The organism is Plantactinospora sp. BC1 (assembly GCF_003030345.1).
Lineage (GTDB): Bacteria > Actinomycetota > Actinomycetes > Mycobacteriales > Micromonosporaceae > Plantactinospora.
Map to the genome: position 1 here is coordinate 1,442,658 of NZ_CP028158.1, position 16,127 is coordinate 1,458,784.

Sequence of the window (16,127 nt, forward strand, 5' to 3'; positions counted from 1 at the left end):
CTGGTGCGCCCGCGTCGTCGCCGGCACGCCACCGGGATCGGCGTGCGGGGCGGGGTGGCGCCGAGCCCGGGTCAGCTCGTACGCGGTGGGCGGTGGCGGGCCGTCGTCCAGCTCCTCAACGCGATCCGCCGGGTCGGAAGGCTGCGGTCGGCGCTCGTCTGAGCCGGAGCTGGCGTTCAGCCCGTCACGGGATCGTCGGGTGACAGCGACCGCGCCTCGGGGTTGTGGCGACGGTCGAGGTGGCTGAGGCCGGCCACGGTGGCGGCGATCGCGGTGATGAGGATGGCCAGTGGTAGCGGCTGGCGGTTGAAGTGCTGCATCGCCGTGTTGGAGAGCAGCGGGTCGGGAATGAGCCATCCGGCGACGAAGCCGGTGAGTCCGACGCCGATGATGACGGCGGGGCGGTGGCGGCGGACTGCCACCGCGGCTGCCGCGGCGATGGCGGCGGCGGCGAGGATGCCGAGGATCGTCGGGACGGCCTCGGGAACGTACACGCCGTGGCGTCCCCATTCCCCGGTGCCTTTCCAGGCGAGGATCCCGAGCGGGACGAGGGCCCACCAGAACAGGCGCGGCCGGGGTACTCTCCACCGCTCGCGGTCGGCGATCACGAGCAGGACGAGGATCAGGACCGGTACGGCGTGCCCGAAGAGCTGTTGGCCGGGGTTGATGCCCATGCCGGCCCCGCCGAGCAGGCCGATGACGAACCAACCGACGGTGGCCGTCAGGATGATTGCCTGCAGGGTGAGGGCGGTCCGGGTCGCGCCGCACAGCCAGGCGATCAGCGGTGCGAGGGGCAGCAGGCCGATAGCGACTATCTCCGGCCAGCTGGAGATGACGGCCGGCATGTCGGTGGCGAGGACGGCACCGGTGAACAGGTCCAGGGTGTCACCGGCGGGCTGGGTGCCGGCGGCGACGAGCAGGGCGCTGAGTCCGGTGCCGAGGGCGGCGGCGGTGACGGGCGTGGTGAGGCGCAGCCGGATGGCCAGGGCGATGATGTTCAGGGTCTCGTGCCGGCTCGGGTGTTGGCGGCCGTGATCGAGGTCCAGCAGCAGCCCGAGCAGTTCCTCGCCACGGGCGGCGCGGTGCGAGGCCGGCAGCAGGCGCAGCAGCCGTCGATATCGTCGTTCCAGAGGGCTCATGTTCGGGTTCATCCGACGGTCCCGAGGTTCGGGGCGTTGCGGGCGGCCCGCTTGTTGAGGCGTTCCTCGGCGAGCCGGACCGCGCTGGCCATCCGCCGGCTCTCGGCGCGGAGGGCCTCCGCCCCCGCTTCGGTCAGTCTGTAGAAGCGGCGTAGCCGGCCCTTCTCCACCTCGTCGTGGTCGGGGGCGATGAGCCCCTGGGTGACCAGGCGGTCGAGGGCCCCGTAGAGGGTGCCAGCCCGTAACCGGATCCTGCCGCCGGTCATCTCGTCGACCTCCGTCACGACGGCGTAGCCGTGACGGGGCTGGTCGGCGAGGGCGGAGAGGATCAGGAACGTCTGTTCGCTGATATCCATGCACTATATATATCGCCTCACGATATATATAGCAAGGATGTCGCTCAGCGCGCGTGCCCAGCCCGAGTGATGAGTTGTCGGGCCCGTACCCGTCACACCTACGACGAGACACGACAAGCGGAAGGATGACGTGATGAGTGCGGACACGCGGCTGGAGGAGCTGGGCGTGAGCGGGCTGGGCGAGATCGACGAACCGGCGTTCGCGGGGCTGGCGGAGCGGCACCGGCGGGAGCTGCACGTGCACTGCTATCGGATGCTCGGGTCGTTCGAGGACGCCGAGGACACCGTGCAGGAGACGTTCCTGCGCGCCTGGCGGCGGCGGGAGACCTTCGAGGGGCGGTCGACGTTCCGGGCCTGGCTGTACCGGATCGCCACCAACGCCTGCCTGGACCTGCTCGCCAAGTGCCGCCCGGAGCCGGCGACCGGCGGCGAGGTGCTGTGGCTACAGCCCTACCCGGACCGGCTGCTCGACGAGCTGCCCGCGGCCGACGCGGACGAGCCGGAGACCCTTGCCGTCGCGCGCGAGACGATCGAACTGGCGTACCTGGTGGCGGTCCAGCACCTCGCGCCCCGCCCACGGGCCGTGCTGATCCTGCGGGACGTGCTCGGCTGGCCGGCGAAGGACGTCGCGGAGCTCCTCGGGGACTCCGTCAACTCCGTGAACAGCGCCTTGCAGCGGGCCCGCGCCGGCATGCGGGAGCACCTGCCCGCCGAGCGGCAGGACTGGACCGGCGGCGAGGAGGACGCCGGCACCCGCGAGCTGGTACGCCGCTTCACCGAGGCCAGCGTGGCCACGGACATCGGCCGGCTCGCCGCGATGCTGCGCGAGGACGTCCGCTGCTCGATGCCGCCCACCCCGGGCCTGTACGTCGGCCGCGACGCGGTGTTGAACAACTGGGTCGAGGACGGCTTCGAGGGCATGACGGGTCTGCGCGCCGTCCCCACCTCGGTGAACCGGCAGCCGGCCGTCGCCTTCTACCACTGGCGGGAGCGGGATGGCGCGTACCTGCCGCTGACGATCGACGTCCTGCGCGTCACCGGCGGGGCGATCACCGAGATCATCACCTTCCACGACGACCAGTTCCCGCGGCTCGGGCTGCCGGAGCGCCTGCCGGCGGACGGCACGGAGTAGTCGCCGTGTGGACGCTCGCGCTGCGCGGCGGCGCGCGTGTCCCGGTGGTCGCGGCGCAGTGGGACGACGCCTTCGTCGTCGTCATCTGCGGACGGGTGCAACTGGAGCTGCGCGACGGCGAGCCCGGGCCGGTCCTCGGACCGGACGCCGGGTTCTGGCTCCGCGGCACCGGCGTCCGCGCCCTGCGCAACCCCGGCCGTCGCACGGCGAGGTTGTGCGTCGTCACCCCCAGGGACAGGACCGTCACGTGCCAGTCGACACACCCCGTACGCCACCTACCGGATGATGGAGGAACGACATGAACAGCATGGATGACACCCGCGTCGTCACAGCCCCGGCATCGGGCCGGGTCAGCCACACGCACCGACTCCGCAGGCTCGCCGGCACCGGCCTCGTTGCCACGCTCGCGGCGGTGGTGGCCACCACCCTCGCCGCCGCGCTCGCCGGGGCCGCTGGCGTCGACTTCGAGATCCCCGAGGGTGGCGAGACGATCCCGCTCTCCGGGTTCGCCGTGGTGACCGGCTTCTTCTCGGTGGTGGGCATCGGCATTGCCGCCGCTCTGCTGCGGTGGAGCGCTCGCCCCGCCGAGCGGTTCGTCTGGACGGCGGTGTCGCTGACCGCGATCTCGATGGTTCCGCCCTTCCTCGCCGGCGCGAACACCGCCACCACCGCCGCCCTCCTCGGGCTACACCTCGTCCCTGCGGCGGTGATGATCCCCAGCCTGGCGCGGGCCCTCCGCACGCTGGCCGACTGACGAACGGGAAAGGGCGGGACGCACGGGCGTGCGCCCGATCCGCAGGTATCCGACGGCGGCGTGCTGCCCGCCGGTGGGGGCGGGCTCCATCGGGTACCCGTGGAAGGACGCGCCGAGGGAGGGGGCCGCGCGGAGACGCGGTCCTCTCCCCCGGCGTCGCGACCCGGCTGGAGGGCCGGAGTTCCTCGCGGTCGTACCCGCTTGACCGGCCCTGGTACCCAGGATGGCGCGAGCCGACCCCGCCGGAAAAATTGCGGGTACCGCCGTGCACCGGTCGCCCTGCTCACGGCGCACAGCGCGCCATCGTCCGGCGGCGGGTGCCCAGCGGCCGCGCCAACGGTCCGGGCCGGATCCGTCGGCCGTGTGCCCAACGACCGGCACCGCCCGGTACGGCTGCGAAGTCGGTCGCCGGAACGGGGCGGTCGTCGAGTGCACCGGTCCAAGGAGGCATCGCTGTCCGAGCAACCCAGCAAGGCGGAAGCGCAGAGAGACGAGGTCCTTCATGAAACGAACGACAGTTGTCGCCGCCGTCGTCGCCGTCACGCTGCTCAGCTGGCCGGGCACCGCGCTGGCGGCGCCGCCCGACAACGACGACTTCGACAACGCGATTCCGGTCAGCGGGGCCCTACCGTTCACCGACACCGTTTCCAGTGCGGAGGCGACAACGGCAGCGGACGACCCGGAGCCGTGTGCGAACGGCGTCGTCTCCTCCGTCTGGTACCGGTTCACCCCGACCCGGAGCGGCCTCTACGTGGCCACCGGCACGGCGCAGCCGTACGGCGCCTTCCTGAGCGTCTTCACCGGCACCCGTGGCGCCCTGACGCCGGTCGTCTGCGGCTCCAACCGGGGCGCCTGGTCCGCCGAGGCCGGGACGACGTACCACCTGATGGTGAGCGCCTTTCCCTGGTCGCCCCCGGGTGGTGACTTCACCTTCGAGCTGGACGGGCCGGCGGTGCTCGGCGTCACCCTCGACCCGAGCGGCTGGGTCGATCCGCGTACCGGGTTCGCCCGGCTCTCCGGCACCGTGACGTGTCGCGCCACCCACTACACCCGGGTGGAAGGCGAACTGCTCCAGCGGGTCGGCGGGCGCAGCGTCTCCGACATCTTCGGTCTGGACGCGCCCACCTGTGACGGGACGGTCAGACGGTGGGCGGCCGAGGCGAGGGGTCCGGAGAGGTTCGTGAGCGGCCGCGCCACCGTGTGGGTGCAGGTCTACGCCTGCCCCGACAACGCCACCTGCCTCTCCGACCTGGTCGAGGGCGACGTCACCCTCTTCAACCGCCGGTACGGCCCTGGCTGATCCTGCGCACGGGCCGCCCCGGTGTGGCAGGGCCGAACATGGTGGTTCCGGTCGTCGGCGCCACCAGGTCGGCCCTGTCCGCGCCCCACGTCGTGCCTGCGCTGCCGGCGGCGACGGCCGGCTCGTGGGTTTGGCGTACCGGGATCAGGGAACGTTGGCGGGCACGTTGTCTGATCTTGGGGGGCAGCGGGCACGTGACTGCTCTTGGGGGGCACATGACGGTATCCACGGTCACCGGACGGCCAGCCGGGGTTGACCTCGACTTCCCGCTGCTGCGGCTCCCCGGGGTGTACCGCCCGCAGGCCGACACCGCACTGCTGGCGGAGACGGCGGCTGCCGCGCCGATCCCACCCGGCGCGCGGGTTCTGGACATGTACACGGGTAGCGGAGCCCTGGCGGTGGTGGCGGCCCGACTCGGTGCGGGCGAGGTGACGGCGGTGGATGTCTCCCTGCGGGCCGTCATGTCCGTACGCTTCAACGCCTGGGCGCGTGGGCTACCGGTACGGGCACGGCGCGGCTCGCTCCTGGGGCCGGTCTCTGCCACGTCGGGCCGGGCGTCGACGGAGGGTCCGTACGACGTGGTCCTCGCCAACCCGCCCTACGTGCCCTCGCCCTCGGCGGCGGCGCCGACCGGGCGCGACCGGGCCTGGGACGCCGGACCGCACGGGCGTGCCCTGCTGGACCTGTTCTGTACGGCGGCACCGGGGCTGTTGTCCGCCACGGGCTTCGCGCTGCTGGTGCACTCGCACGTCTCCGGGGTGGAGCGGTCGCTCCAGATGTTGCGTGCGGGTGGCCTACGGACGTCGGTCGTGGCGCGGCGGCGGGTGCCGTTCGGCCCGGTCATGCGGGCTCGTGCCGGCTATCTGGAAGATGCCGGTCTGATCCGGCGTGGGCAGCGGCACGAGGACCTGGTGGTGATCCGTGCCGAGCACACCTGAGCCGCGTCGGGTGGTCGTGGTGCCCGGCGGGCCGGTACTGGTCGAGGGGCCCGTGGAGTTGGTTCTGCCGGACGGCACCACAGTCTGCTCGCAACGGTTCATGGTGGCGGTATGTGTGTGTCGCCGCAGCAAGCGCTACCCGTTGTGCGACACCAGCCACCGCCGCCGGGTGCGGGTGGACACCGAGAACCAGACGGTGGACGCCGACAATCAGTCGTCCGAGTAGCGCCGGGACGCCGACAACCGGGCGTCAGAGTAGCGCGGACCGGCCGGCCCGCCAGCTTCCGAGCAGGTGCTCACCGAGCCGGTCCTCCAGCAGCGTGGTCGCCTGGATGCCGAACACCACGTCCGCCGCGAGCTCCGGTTTGCGGTCGAGCAGGTCGCCGAGGACGTCGCGCCGCATGACCTGCTCGTGTACGGCGTCGGCCTCGATGTGTTCGGTGTAGAAGAGCCGGCAGGCGGGGTCGGCGCCGACCCTGGCCAGCGCCTCGTCCATCCGCTGGGCGCTGGGACCGGTGGTGATCTCGGCGGCGGTGAAGTGACCGGCCAGCGCGCCCCGCCACCGTCGGTGCAGCCCGAACAGCGACATCATGTTCACGGTGGCGAGGGCACACGCCGGTGCCTGGTTCAGGTAGGCCAGGTAGTCGGGCGAGAGGTCGGCGGCGGCGAGCAGGTCGGCGAAGAGGCGGGAATGCATCCGTTCGGCCCGGCCGGCGCCGAACTCGTCGTACTCGACCGCGACGAGGGCCGCCTTGGCCCGCCCCTCCAGGCGAGGGATGACCCAGGCGTGCGGCTCGGCCTCCTTGTGGTGGTAGATGGAGCGCACGACGAAGTACTCGCGCAGCTGCCACCATTCGCCCTTGTCCCGCAGGAAGTGGCTGACACCGGCGCCGGGCACCGGTTCGACGAGCAGCGGTTCCAGGGCGGCGGTCACGTCGGACCCGCCCTCGACCTGCTCGGCCAACGCGGCCAGGAAGACCGCCTCCAGCTCGGCGCGCAGTCGCAGCAGGTCGGGATCCCATTCCCATTCCGGGTCGACATCGGCGAAACCACGGTAGTGCAACTCGTAGCAGAGGTGCAGCGCGAGCTGGAGGTCGTCGCCGAACGGGTCGGCGCCGTTCACCACGGGGCTGGGCGCGACCCCGTCGGTCAGGGCACGCACGACGGCCGTCGAAAGCGGGCCGCGGGTGGCGGGAAGCGTGAGAGCGTGGCTAGCCATGAGGTTCCTCCGAGGCTTGGGCCGCTTCGGAATACCCAGGAGCGTCGGATTCATCCCGCAGCGTCAGATCGGTCACCACTGCCGGCAGGCCGCCCGTCCCGGCGACGCGACGCTGGCGCTCGGCACCCGTGCCGTCGGACCGCAGCCGGTCGAGCTGTGCGTGTACCTCCGGCAGGTCTCCGGTCTCCGTGAGCGCGTCCCGCACATGGCCGAGCAGCGCGGTCACCAGTTCGGTGGCCGGCACCCGCCGCGACCGTTCGAGATCGACGCCGGGACCGGCCAGCCCGTAGCGGGCGGCGCTCCACACCGCGGCGGCGGCCATCTGCGCCGGCACCGGCGCGGCCTCCCGTCCGCGACGAAGGTCGTCGAGCGCGACCCGAACCAGCGCCCGGCCCAGCATCGCGTGCAGGACCGCCTCCGGCACGGTGGCCGCGGTGTCGGCGACCCGAATCTCCACGGTGGGCAGCTTGGGCGACGGGCGGGCGAACCAGAACGTCTGCGCCTCGTCAGCCAACGCGCCGCACTCCACGAGCCGGCCCACCTCCGCCCGGAAGGCGGCGTGATCCCGGAAGTACGGCGCCAGTCCGGAGCCGGGGAAGCGCGACTGCTGGACGATTCGCCAGCTGCCGTAGCCGGTGTCCCGGCCCTGGTAGAAGGGCGAGTTGACCGAGAGCGCCAGGAGGGTCGGCAGCCAGCGGGCGAGGTGGTTCACCACGGCGACCGCCGTGTCCGGGTCGGGCACCCCGACGTGTACGTGGCAGCCACACGCCTCGTAATCGCGGGTCACCTCACCGTACATGTCGTCGATGGCGACGAAGCGGGCCAGGGTCGATGGCACCCGGCCACCGGACTCCAGTACCGGAGAGGCGCTGGCCACCGCGACCGCTCCGTGGTCGCGGGCGGCGGCGGCCACCACCCGGCGACCCGCAGTAAGATGCGCGCGCAGCTCGGCGGCGGTCACACATACACCGGTGGCCGCCTCGACCTGGGTGTCTCGCAGCTCCCGCTGAACGGTCGCCCCGGCCGGCAGGTCGGCAGCCGAGGCGCAGGCGACGACCTTCTCCGCGACCGGCAGGGTCGCCCCGCACGCCGGGTCGACGAGCAGGAACTCCTCCTCGACACCCATGGTCAGCGCGCTCATAACGCGGCGTGGTACCCATCGGATTTCCTGGACAAACGTTCGGTACGACCGGCCGGCGGGTAGCTGACCGGCCATCCTTCGGGCTCGCCAACGTCCGGGTGCCCCCGGCGGCGGCCGCAGGAGCCGCTGGGCACGGGTTCGCCCCGTCCGGTCTCGTCTCGTCCTGCGGTTCTGCCGTCCTGCGGTCCTGCCGTCCTGTGGTCCTGCCGTCCCTCGGTCCTGCCGTGCTGCGGTCCTGTGGTGGCGTCACCTGCTCGCCGACCTACCGCCCTGGCGGACGGTGTACCGGTATTTCAGCCGGTGGGAAGAGGCTGGCGTCACCGAGCAACTGCTCGCCTCGTTGCGGATCAGGGCCCGGGTTCGGCAAGGACGGAGCCCGGATCCGTCGGCCGGGATTGTCGACTCCCGGTCCGTCAAGGGGCCGACACGGTGGGCCGGGACAGTCGCGGCTACGACGCCGGCAAGAAGATCAATGACCGCAGGCGATTCGTCGTCACCGACGCTCTGGGTCTGCGGCCGACTCCTGCCAGGCTCGGGTCGACATCGTCGTGCACGACAGCGGCCCGCCCGACGACGAACCCGCGCCGGCGGCCAACCGGGCTGAGCGCCGTTCTTAACAATCGTCTCAGGTTCGCTCGGTACGAAGTAGGCATCGCCGGGCGACGCCGGTCTCGGCCTCGCCGGCACGGCCGATCGCGCCACGATCTATGGCGGCACGGTCGGCGCCGGCCCCGCACGGGACGGCGGCTGGACCGTACACGCAACCCTGAAAGGCAGCCTTTCATGATCTCTGTGCTCGTGGCGGACGCCCTGCCGCTGCAGCGCTTCGGGTTCCGCATGCTGCTGGAGAGCACCCCCGACACCGAGATCGTCGGCGAGGCCGAGAACGGCGCCGAGGCCGTTCGGCGGACCACCGAGCTGCATCCCGACGTGGTGCTGATGGACATCCGCATGCCGGGCGTCGACGGGATCGAGGCCACCCGGCGCATCGTCGCCGCCGGTGGACGTTCACGGGTCCTGGTGCTGACGACGTTCGACGTGGACCGGTACGCGCTCGCCGCGCTGCGGGCCGGGGCGAGCGGTTTCCTGCTCAAGGACGCCCGCCCGGAGGAGCTGCTCGCCGGCATCCGGGCCGTCGCCGCCGGAGACGCGGTGATCGCGCCGCCGCTGACCCGGCGGCTGCTCGACGCGTTCGCCGACCGGCTCGACGACGACCTCTGCGGGCCGGTGTGGGAGGACCCCCGGCTGGACTCCCTGACCGACCGGGAACGCGAGATCCTCGTCGCCATCGGCCATGGCCTGACCAACGGCGAGATCGCGCAACGGTTCACGCTGTCGGAGTCGACAGTGAAGACCCACGTCGGGCGGGTCCTCGCCAAGATCGGCGCACGGGACCGGATCCAGGCCGTCATCCTCGCCTACGACCTGAGACTCACCCGGCCGATCTAGCGCTTGATCTCGCGCGTCCGGCAGAGCGCAACCGTAGGTCCGTCAGAGCGCGACCGTAGTTCCGTCAGAGCGCGACCGTAGTTCCGAGCCGCACCGCTCCGGGCCGATCCGCTCCGCGTGATCTACCGCTCCGCTTCCGGGGCCGGGTGCGGCCGCCCACGTCACCGCCCGCCCGTCCGACCGCCACGACGCCCGCACGCGTGTGAGCTCGGTGCGGGACGTGTGTGAGCTCAGAGCTGTTTCTTCAGCTTTGTTGACCTCAGAGTGAGCTCACACACGTTCGACGCTTCGTCAGGACTTGCGGGGGGAGACCGTCATGATGCCGATGCACATCTCGTCGCTGGTGCCGTCGCCCCACACCACGTAGCGCGGCGGCAGCTTGCTCAGCTGCGGCAGCCGCTTGCGCAGCCCCGCGTCGTGCCTACACGTCACCCGCAGCGTGTCCTCCGGACCGATCTCCACCGGCGACGGCAGCGTCATCAGCCGCTGGTTGTCGAAGTCGAACTGCGGCACGTCCAGCACGACCTTGGCGTTTGGCGTGCCCGGGTTGAGTTCTACCTTTATGGCCCGCCCGAGCAGGTGCATGTGGCCGAAACCGGCGAAGAGTGTCGTCGGCGCCGGCACCTTGTGGTCGCAGGTCTGGGTGTCACCAGGCTTCGGCGCGCTCTGGCCGCACTCCTCCAGCTGATCGTCCGCCATGTCGCCGACCTCCGGCCCGAACCGCCTCGTCACGTCCGCGATCGAGGCCGCCCGGTCACAGAGCGGCCCCGACTCGTCGGCGGCGCAGGGCAGGTCGATCGGCGCGTCGAGCGACCACGTGACGAGTTCCCGGGTCTGTGGCGTGCCGTCCGTCAGCCGCAGCCGCACCGCCGAACGGTCCGACCCGGCCGGCTTGCCATCGGTCGCGAGCAGGTTGTAGTGGATCTGGAGGATGACCAGGCTGCCCGGCTCCAGTTTGTAGCCGGCGTCGTGGGTGAGCAGCGTCTCCGTGGCACCCGGCGCCCAGGTGTCCACCCACGCTGCGTCCCCATCTTCTACCTCGGCACCGTCCACGCCGGTCCCGCCGAAGCACTGCCAGCCGAGGCCGGGGGTCTTCGCGTCCTGCTCGCGCACCGCGGCAGCGCCGCCCGGCGGCACCGCGTACACGATGGCGTGGTGCGCGATGGCGACGTTCTCCGGCATGAATTGAGTGCCGGTCAGGTACTGCGCCTTGGTCAGGCCCGGATCGATCACCTGGCACCGGTACTCGTCCGTGCCGCCGCCCTCCGGCGGCGCGGGCGTGTAGGCCTCGGCCATCTTCAGGTCGACGAACCGCTCGCCGGCGCGCAGCGGCTGCGGTGGAGCCGACGACCCGCCCGCGTGCGCGCTGTGCGAGCCGGCCGCAGCGGGCGCCGCAGTGTTGTCGGCGTCCGACCCGCAGGCGGCGACAGCGAACGCCGTCGCCAGCGCCGTGGTTGCCGCCCCGAACCTCCACAGTGGGCTATCAGGTTTCGTCATGGCTTGAACGCTAGGCCCGATTCCGTCCTGTTTCGTCGTACCGCAGTCGTCATCTTCGGGCGGGAGGTGGCACCACGGTACTGCTCTCCGGAGCGCCGTTCGACACCCGCACGAAAATCAAGGCCCGTCGCAACTGGGCCCGAATTCACGCCCACGAAAGTGCGTCGGCGATGGACGGCCCGGCCGACGACGTCGCCGAAGTGACTGCGGCCCAGGTCCGCGACGTCATCTGGGCACCTGGGTCGGCCAACCGGCCTGAGTGCCGTTTTAACGGTCGCCTCAGGTTCGCTCGGTACGAAGTCGGCACCAGATAAGCGATGTAACCCGTATGTAGGAGGCTAGTGATGGCAGTCAACGCAGCGCCGTCCGGGGAAGCGTCGGCCGGTCGGTTGGCAGGGCGGTGGGTGCCGTGGTTGGTGATCGGGTTGTGGGTGGCGCTGGCGGCGGTCATGGTGCCGCTGAGCGGGAAGTTGAGCTCGGTCACCACCGACAGAGCCGTGGACACGCTGCCGGCCAGTGCCGAGTCCACCAAGGTGGCGGCGCTGGAGGACAGTCTGCCCGGCGGTGAGGACAACACGTTCGTTTTCGTGTACCACCGCGCCGACGGGATGACCGACGCCGACCGCGCGACGGTCGAGCGCCACTACAACACCCTTGTCAAGCGGTACCCGCCGACGGCGACGGCGGCGGCCGGCGAGGACGACGAGGACTCACCGACGAGACTCTCCTCCGACGGCAAGGCGATGATGTTCGCCCTCGATGTGGACACGACCTACGGCGGACCGGAGGCCATCGTCGGCCCGTTGCGTGAGGCCGCGAAGGACCGCCCCGCCGGCCTGGAACTCGACGTCACCGGCCCGGCCGCGGTCGACGGCGACATGGACGCCGTCTTCGACGGCATCGACCTGCAGGTGTTCCTCACCACCGTCGTCGTCGTCACGCTCCTGCTCATTCTTACCTACCGCAGCCCGGTGTTGTGGTTGATCCCGCTGCTGGTCGTGGGCGCGGCCGCGCTGACTGCGATGGCGACCGTCTACCTGCTCGTCAAGGGCTTCGGCATCGTGGTCAACGACCAGAACTCGGCGCTGCTGACGATCCTGGTGTTCGGCGTCGGCACGGACTACGCGCTGTTGCTCATCGCCCGGTACCGGGAGGCACTGCACCACCACGAGAACGTCCGGGTTGCGATGGTCCACGCGCTACGCGGCGCGGCGCCGGCCATCGTCGCATCCGCGGCCACCGTGGTCGCCGGCCTGCTCTGCCTGCTCGTCGCGGACTTGAACAGCACCAGCGGGTTGGGCCCGATCGGTGCGGCCGGCATCCTGTGCGCGCTGATCGCCATGCTGACGCTGTTCCCGGCGGTACTCGTGGTGCTCGGTAGGCGGATCTTCTGGCCGGCCATCCCCCGGTTCAGCACGTCAGTGGAGGAGAAGCCGGGGCTGTGGGGACGGCTCGGCACCGCCATCAGCCGCCGCCGGTGGGTGGCCACGCTCAGCTCGCTCGGAATTATGGGTGTTCTCGCCATCGGGCTGGCGGGCAACACCGGCGCCCTGCGGGAGCAGGACCAGTTCCTGTCCCCGCCGGAATCGGTCACCGGCTTCACCGTTCTCCGCCAGCACTTCCCGGAGCTCGGCGGCCAGCCGATGACGATCTTTACGCGGCCGGCGTACCAGGAGCAGGTGCTCGACATCGTCGAGGGCACCCGCGGTGTGGCAGAGGCCATCCCGGGCCAGACCAGCGGTGGCTGGGCCGACATCTCCGTGTTCCCGACGGACGCGCCGGACTCCACCGCGGAGTACGACACGATCAACCGGGTGCGCGCCGCCGTGCACGCGGTGAGCGGGGCGGAGGCGATCGTCGGCGGGCCGAGCGCGGAGAACCTCGACACCGAGATAACCACCAGCCGCGACGAGAAGCTGGTGATCCCGCTGGTGCTCACCGTCGTCTTGATCGTCCTCGGGCTGCTGCTCCGAGCGATCGTGGCCCCGCTGGTCCTGATGGCAACCGTGATCGTCTCATTCGCCGCAGCCTTCGGCGGCAGCGTGTTCGTCTTCGACACGATCCTCGGGTTCAAGGGCATCGACTATTCGGTGCCGCTGCTGGCATTCCTGTTCCTGGTGGCGCTCGGCGTCGACTACAACATCTTCCTGGCCAGCCGGGCCCGGGAGGAGACCGTACGTCTCGGCACCAGAGACGGCATGCTCAAAGCCCTCTCGGCCACCGGTGGCGTCATCACCTCGGCGGGCCTGGTCCTGGCGGCCACGTTCGCGGTCCTCGCCACACTTCCGCTGGTGATGCTGATCGAGGTCGGGTTCCTGGTCGCCTTCGGCGTGCTGCTCGACGCCCTGCTGGTGCGGTCGGTCCTGGTGCCCGCCCTCACCCTGCTGATCGGCCGGCGGATGTGGTGGCCGAGCCGGCTGTCCCGACCGGTGCAGCCGCCGGACGGTCAACGGCCGCTCGTGGACGACGAGGAGCTCGCGCTGCAACGCTGAGCGCGGCGGCACGGACGAGATCCGGGACGGGGACCGAGACCCGTCCCGGATCTTTTCCTGGGTCCGGCACTCGCCGCCCTTTGGTCCTGCGCCGTGCGGCCGGGGCTGGGGTCGGCGCATCGCGGTCTCCTGCCCCGACGGTGAACCGCGCGGGGCCGATGCCCGAGGGCCGCCGTCCCTTGTCCTGCGCCACGCCGCCGGGGCAGGTCAGCGCAGCGCGGTGTCCTCCCCGGCGGTGAGCCGCGCGATCGGGGCGGGCGGGGCCGCGGCCGGAAGGTCGACCCGAAGCAGCGCGCCACCGCGTGCGGACCGGGCGACGGCGACCCGGCCGCCGTGGGCGTCGACGACCCGCTGCACGATCGACAGCCCCAGACCGGATCCCGGCAACGCCCGGGCGCTGTCGGCACGGTAGAACCGGTCGAACACCCGCGGCACGTCGGCGGCGTCGATGCCCGGCCCGGCGTCGTCGACGTCGAGCACCGCCGACGCGCCCTCGGCGCGGAGCCGGACCTGGACCGGCTGGCCCGCGGGAGACCACTTGCCGGCGTTGTCGAGGAGGTTGAGCACCGCCCGCTGGAGCGCAGCGGGCCGCCCGCTCACCCACACGGAGGTCACGTCGAGCGCGACCTCGATGTCGGGCACGCGGGAACGCGCCCGGGTCGCGGCGGCCACCACCACGTCGGCGAGGTCGAGCAGCTCCGCGCTCTCGTCGCTGACGTCACCGCGCGCCAGGTCGGTCAGCTCGGCGGCAAGGGTGCTCAACTCGGCCACCTGGGCGCCGAGATCGTCGAGCAGCCGGGTCCGGCTCTCCGCCGGCAGGGCGCTGTCCAGGGTGCCGCGCCGATCGAGCCGGATCAGCAGCTCGACGTTGAGGCGCAGGCTGGTGAGCGGGGTCTTGAGCTCGTGGGCGGCGTCCTCGGCGAGCAGCCGCTGGGCCCGCCGGGAGTCCCGGAGCGCGGCGAGCATGTCGTTGATCGACTGGATCAGCCGCCGGATCTCCCCACCGCCCTCATCCGGGATGTCGGCGTCGAGCTCCCGGGTGTGCGCGACACGTACCGCGGCGGCGGTCAGCCGGTCGATCGGTGCCAGCCCGGCCCGCGCCACGGTCCGCCCGACCAGGGCGCCCCCGGCCACGCAGAGCAGCCCGATCAGCAGCATGCCAAACCCGAACTGGTTGATCGGGCTGTCGTCGGTGACGCGGGCCACCTGGACCGCGCCGTCGCCCGCCCGCAGCGTGTAGACGACGTAGCCCTCGTCGTCGCTGTCGTTCGACTCCATCAGGTCGGCCAACGCGCCCTGCGCCACGCGCCCGGCGTCCTCGCTGACCGGAGGCAGCGCGGGTTGGCCGACCGGCGTCCGGGTCGAGCCGTCGGGCAGGATGACCCGCACCAGCCGACCGGATCCGGGATACGGCGGTAGCTGGACCTGCGCCAAACCGGCGCGCTCCGCGTCCGTCGCCAGGACCCGGGAGTCGGCGCGCAGCTGATCCTCCGCGCTGTCCTGCAGCTCCCAGTCCAGTAGCTCGCTGGCCACCTGGAAGGCCACGAACACGCTGACCGCGATGGCCGTCGCCGCGATCACCGTCAACCTGGTCCGCAGGGACCGCCGGCGCCACCATCGGGTCAGCCGGCGAGGCTGCCAGCCGGCGGGCCTGCTCACGGAGGAGTCTCCCGCAACGTGTACCCCAAGCCGCGCAGCGTGTAGATCAATCGCGGCTCACCCTCGGCCTCCATCTTGCGGCGCAGGTAGCTCACATACACCTGGAGGTTGTTGGCGGTGGTGCTCATGTCGAAGCCCCAGATCGCCTCGAACAGCGCGTCACGGGTCAACACCCGGGTCGCGTTGCGCATCAGGACCTGCAGCAGGGAGAACTCGGTCCGGGTCAGGTGCAGCGGCCGCCCACCCCGCCACGCCTCGAACCTGTCGGGATCCAGCCGGACGTCGGCGAACGTCAGGAGTTGCGACTCGTCGTCGCCCGGCGCGCGGCGGCGCAGCAGAGCCCGGACCCGGGCCAGCAACTCCTCGGTGGCGAACGGCTTGGGCAGATAGTCGTCGGCGCCCGCGTCCAGCCCCGCGACCCGGTCGGAGACCTGATCCCGGGCGGTCAGCATGAGCACCGGCAGATCCCGACCCGCCGCCCGCAACCGCCGGCAGGTCTCCAACCCGCCGAGGCGGGGCATCATCACGTCGAGGATCAGCAGATCCGGCGCGTCACCACCGACCCCGTCGAGCACGGCGAGACCGTTGGCGACGGTGCTGGTGTCGTAACCCTCGACCTGGAGCACCCGCTCCAGCGACTCACGGATGGCCGCCTCGTCATCCGCGATCATGATTCGCACGCCGGCCCGCCCCTCTCCAGTCGATGCTTTTCCGCTCATCCTGCCCGATCAACCTGAGGCCAGGATTAGAACGTGTTCGAGAGGGGTGGTGATCAGGTCCGGTTGAATGTTCGGCAGGTCCGCCAGCGGGCCGGTTCGCCGCGGGTGATCCGGCGGGCCATGCCCACGATCGCCGCCCACCGGATGATCGCCTCGGACACTTCGGGCACTCGTTCGTAGTCACGAGCGAGCCGGCGGCAGGCGGTCAGCGAGGCCAGGGTCCGCTCGACGACCCAGCGGCGCGGATTCACGGCGAAGCCGCGCCGGTCGGCCAGTCTGCGGACGATCTCAAGTCGGACAGCAAACGCCAGCGGCGCCCCGGGTCACCGCAG

At 71.6% G+C, this 16,127-nt stretch carries 17 protein-coding genes; 9 read left to right on the forward strand and 8 right to left on the reverse strand.

The window, feature by feature from the left end:
- The first annotated feature begins 3 nt into the window (after positions 1-3).
- The gene (locus tag C6361_RS36880; RefSeq protein WP_159079201.1) at positions 4-162 is read left to right on the forward strand and encodes a hypothetical protein; all 159 of its coding nucleotides are present in this window, start codon (positions 4-6) and stop codon (positions 160-162) included.
- Positions 163-176: 14 nt separating this feature from the next.
- On the opposite strand, the gene C6361_RS06040 is transcribed toward C6361_RS36880, so the two are convergent.
- Positions 177-1,139, reverse strand: a complete 963-nt coding sequence (locus C6361_RS06040) for a hypothetical protein (RefSeq protein ID WP_159079202.1) — start codon at positions 1,137-1,139, stop codon at positions 177-179.
- A gap of 8 nt (positions 1,140-1,147) precedes the next feature.
- Positions 1,148-1,495: a PadR family transcriptional regulator gene (locus C6361_RS06045; RefSeq protein ID WP_107267055.1), complete on the reverse strand. Its 348-nt coding sequence runs from the start codon at positions 1,493-1,495 to the stop codon at positions 1,148-1,150.
- 130 nt (positions 1,496-1,625) lie between these two features.
- Here C6361_RS06045 and C6361_RS06050 point away from each other — a divergent pair, with 130 nt between their 5' ends.
- The 6 genes from C6361_RS06050 (at position 1,626) to C6361_RS06070 (ending at position 5,845) form a co-directional block, all read left to right on the forward strand.
- Complete coding sequence (locus tag C6361_RS06050) at positions 1,626-2,627, forward strand: RNA polymerase subunit sigma-70 (RefSeq protein WP_369931361.1); 1,002 nt, start codon at positions 1,626-1,628, stop codon at positions 2,625-2,627.
- 5 nt (positions 2,628-2,632) lie between these two features.
- The gene (locus C6361_RS37515) at positions 2,633-2,929 is read left to right on the forward strand and encodes a hypothetical protein (RefSeq protein ID WP_199853264.1); all 297 of its coding nucleotides are present in this window, start codon (positions 2,633-2,635) and stop codon (positions 2,927-2,929) included.
- A complete protein-coding gene (locus C6361_RS37520) occupies positions 2,926-3,381 on the forward strand; it encodes a DUF6069 family protein (RefSeq protein WP_199853265.1) in 456 nt (151 codons plus the stop codon). The genes C6361_RS37515 and C6361_RS37520 overlap by 4 nt, the downstream gene beginning before the upstream one ends.
- Positions 3,382-3,883: 502 nt before the next feature.
- Complete coding sequence (locus tag C6361_RS06060) at positions 3,884-4,681, forward strand: hypothetical protein (protein WP_159079203.1); 798 nt, start codon at positions 3,884-3,886, stop codon at positions 4,679-4,681.
- Between the two features lie 215 nt (positions 4,682-4,896).
- A complete protein-coding gene (locus C6361_RS06065; RefSeq protein ID WP_107267058.1) occupies positions 4,897-5,619 on the forward strand; it encodes a methyltransferase in 723 nt (240 codons plus the stop codon).
- Positions 5,603-5,845: a CDGSH iron-sulfur domain-containing protein gene (locus C6361_RS06070; protein ID WP_107267059.1), complete on the forward strand. Its 243-nt coding sequence runs from the start codon at positions 5,603-5,605 to the stop codon at positions 5,843-5,845. Before C6361_RS06065 ends, C6361_RS06070 begins: the two co-directional genes overlap by 17 nt.
- 24 nt (positions 5,846-5,869) lie before the next feature.
- On the opposite strand, the gene C6361_RS06075 is transcribed toward C6361_RS06070, so the two are convergent.
- Together C6361_RS06075 and C6361_RS06080 are read right to left on the reverse strand one after the other, a co-directional pair.
- Positions 5,870-6,781 carry an iron-containing redox enzyme family protein gene (locus tag C6361_RS06075; RefSeq protein WP_234359357.1) on the reverse strand — a complete coding sequence of 304 codons (912 nt, stop codon included), beginning with the start codon at positions 6,779-6,781 and terminating at the stop codon, positions 5,870-5,872.
- 49 nt (positions 6,782-6,830) lie between these two features.
- Positions 6,831-7,979, reverse strand: a complete 1,149-nt coding sequence (locus C6361_RS06080) for a glutamate--cysteine ligase (protein ID WP_107267061.1) — start codon at positions 7,977-7,979, stop codon at positions 6,831-6,833.
- Positions 7,980-8,762: 783 nt separating this feature from the next.
- Between C6361_RS06080 and C6361_RS06090 the strand changes: the two genes are divergently transcribed.
- Positions 8,763-9,428 (forward strand): response regulator transcription factor, encoded by a 666-nt coding sequence (locus C6361_RS06090; protein ID WP_107267063.1) that lies wholly within the window; start codon positions 8,763-8,765, stop codon positions 9,426-9,428.
- A gap of 291 nt (positions 9,429-9,719) precedes the next feature.
- Here C6361_RS06090 and C6361_RS06095 read toward each other — a convergent pair whose 3' ends face one another.
- Entirely contained in the window at positions 9,720-10,925 is a 1,206-nt protein-coding gene (locus C6361_RS06095) for a monooxygenase (RefSeq protein WP_234359358.1), read from the reverse strand.
- Positions 10,926-11,269: 344 nt separating this feature from the next.
- Between C6361_RS06095 and C6361_RS06100 the strand changes: the two genes are divergently transcribed.
- Positions 11,270-13,417, forward strand: a complete 2,148-nt coding sequence (locus C6361_RS06100) for an MMPL family transporter (RefSeq protein WP_107267064.1) — start codon at positions 11,270-11,272, stop codon at positions 13,415-13,417.
- 207 nt (positions 13,418-13,624) lie between these two features.
- Here C6361_RS06100 and C6361_RS06105 read toward each other — a convergent pair whose 3' ends face one another.
- From C6361_RS06105 to C6361_RS39155, 3 genes are all read right to left on the reverse strand, one after another.
- On the reverse strand, positions 13,625-15,076 hold the full coding sequence (locus C6361_RS06105) for a HAMP domain-containing sensor histidine kinase (RefSeq protein WP_107267065.1): 1,452 nt from the start codon (positions 15,074-15,076) through the stop codon (positions 13,625-13,627).
- Entirely contained in the window at positions 15,073-15,747 is a 675-nt protein-coding gene (locus C6361_RS06110; RefSeq protein ID WP_304598409.1) for a response regulator transcription factor, read from the reverse strand. Before C6361_RS06110 ends, C6361_RS06105 begins: the two co-directional genes overlap by 4 nt.
- A 101-nt stretch (positions 15,748-15,848) precedes the next feature.
- Entirely contained in the window at positions 15,849-16,106 is a 258-nt protein-coding gene (locus C6361_RS39155; RefSeq protein WP_107267066.1) for a transposase, read from the reverse strand.
- Positions 16,107-16,127 lie beyond the last annotated feature (21 nt).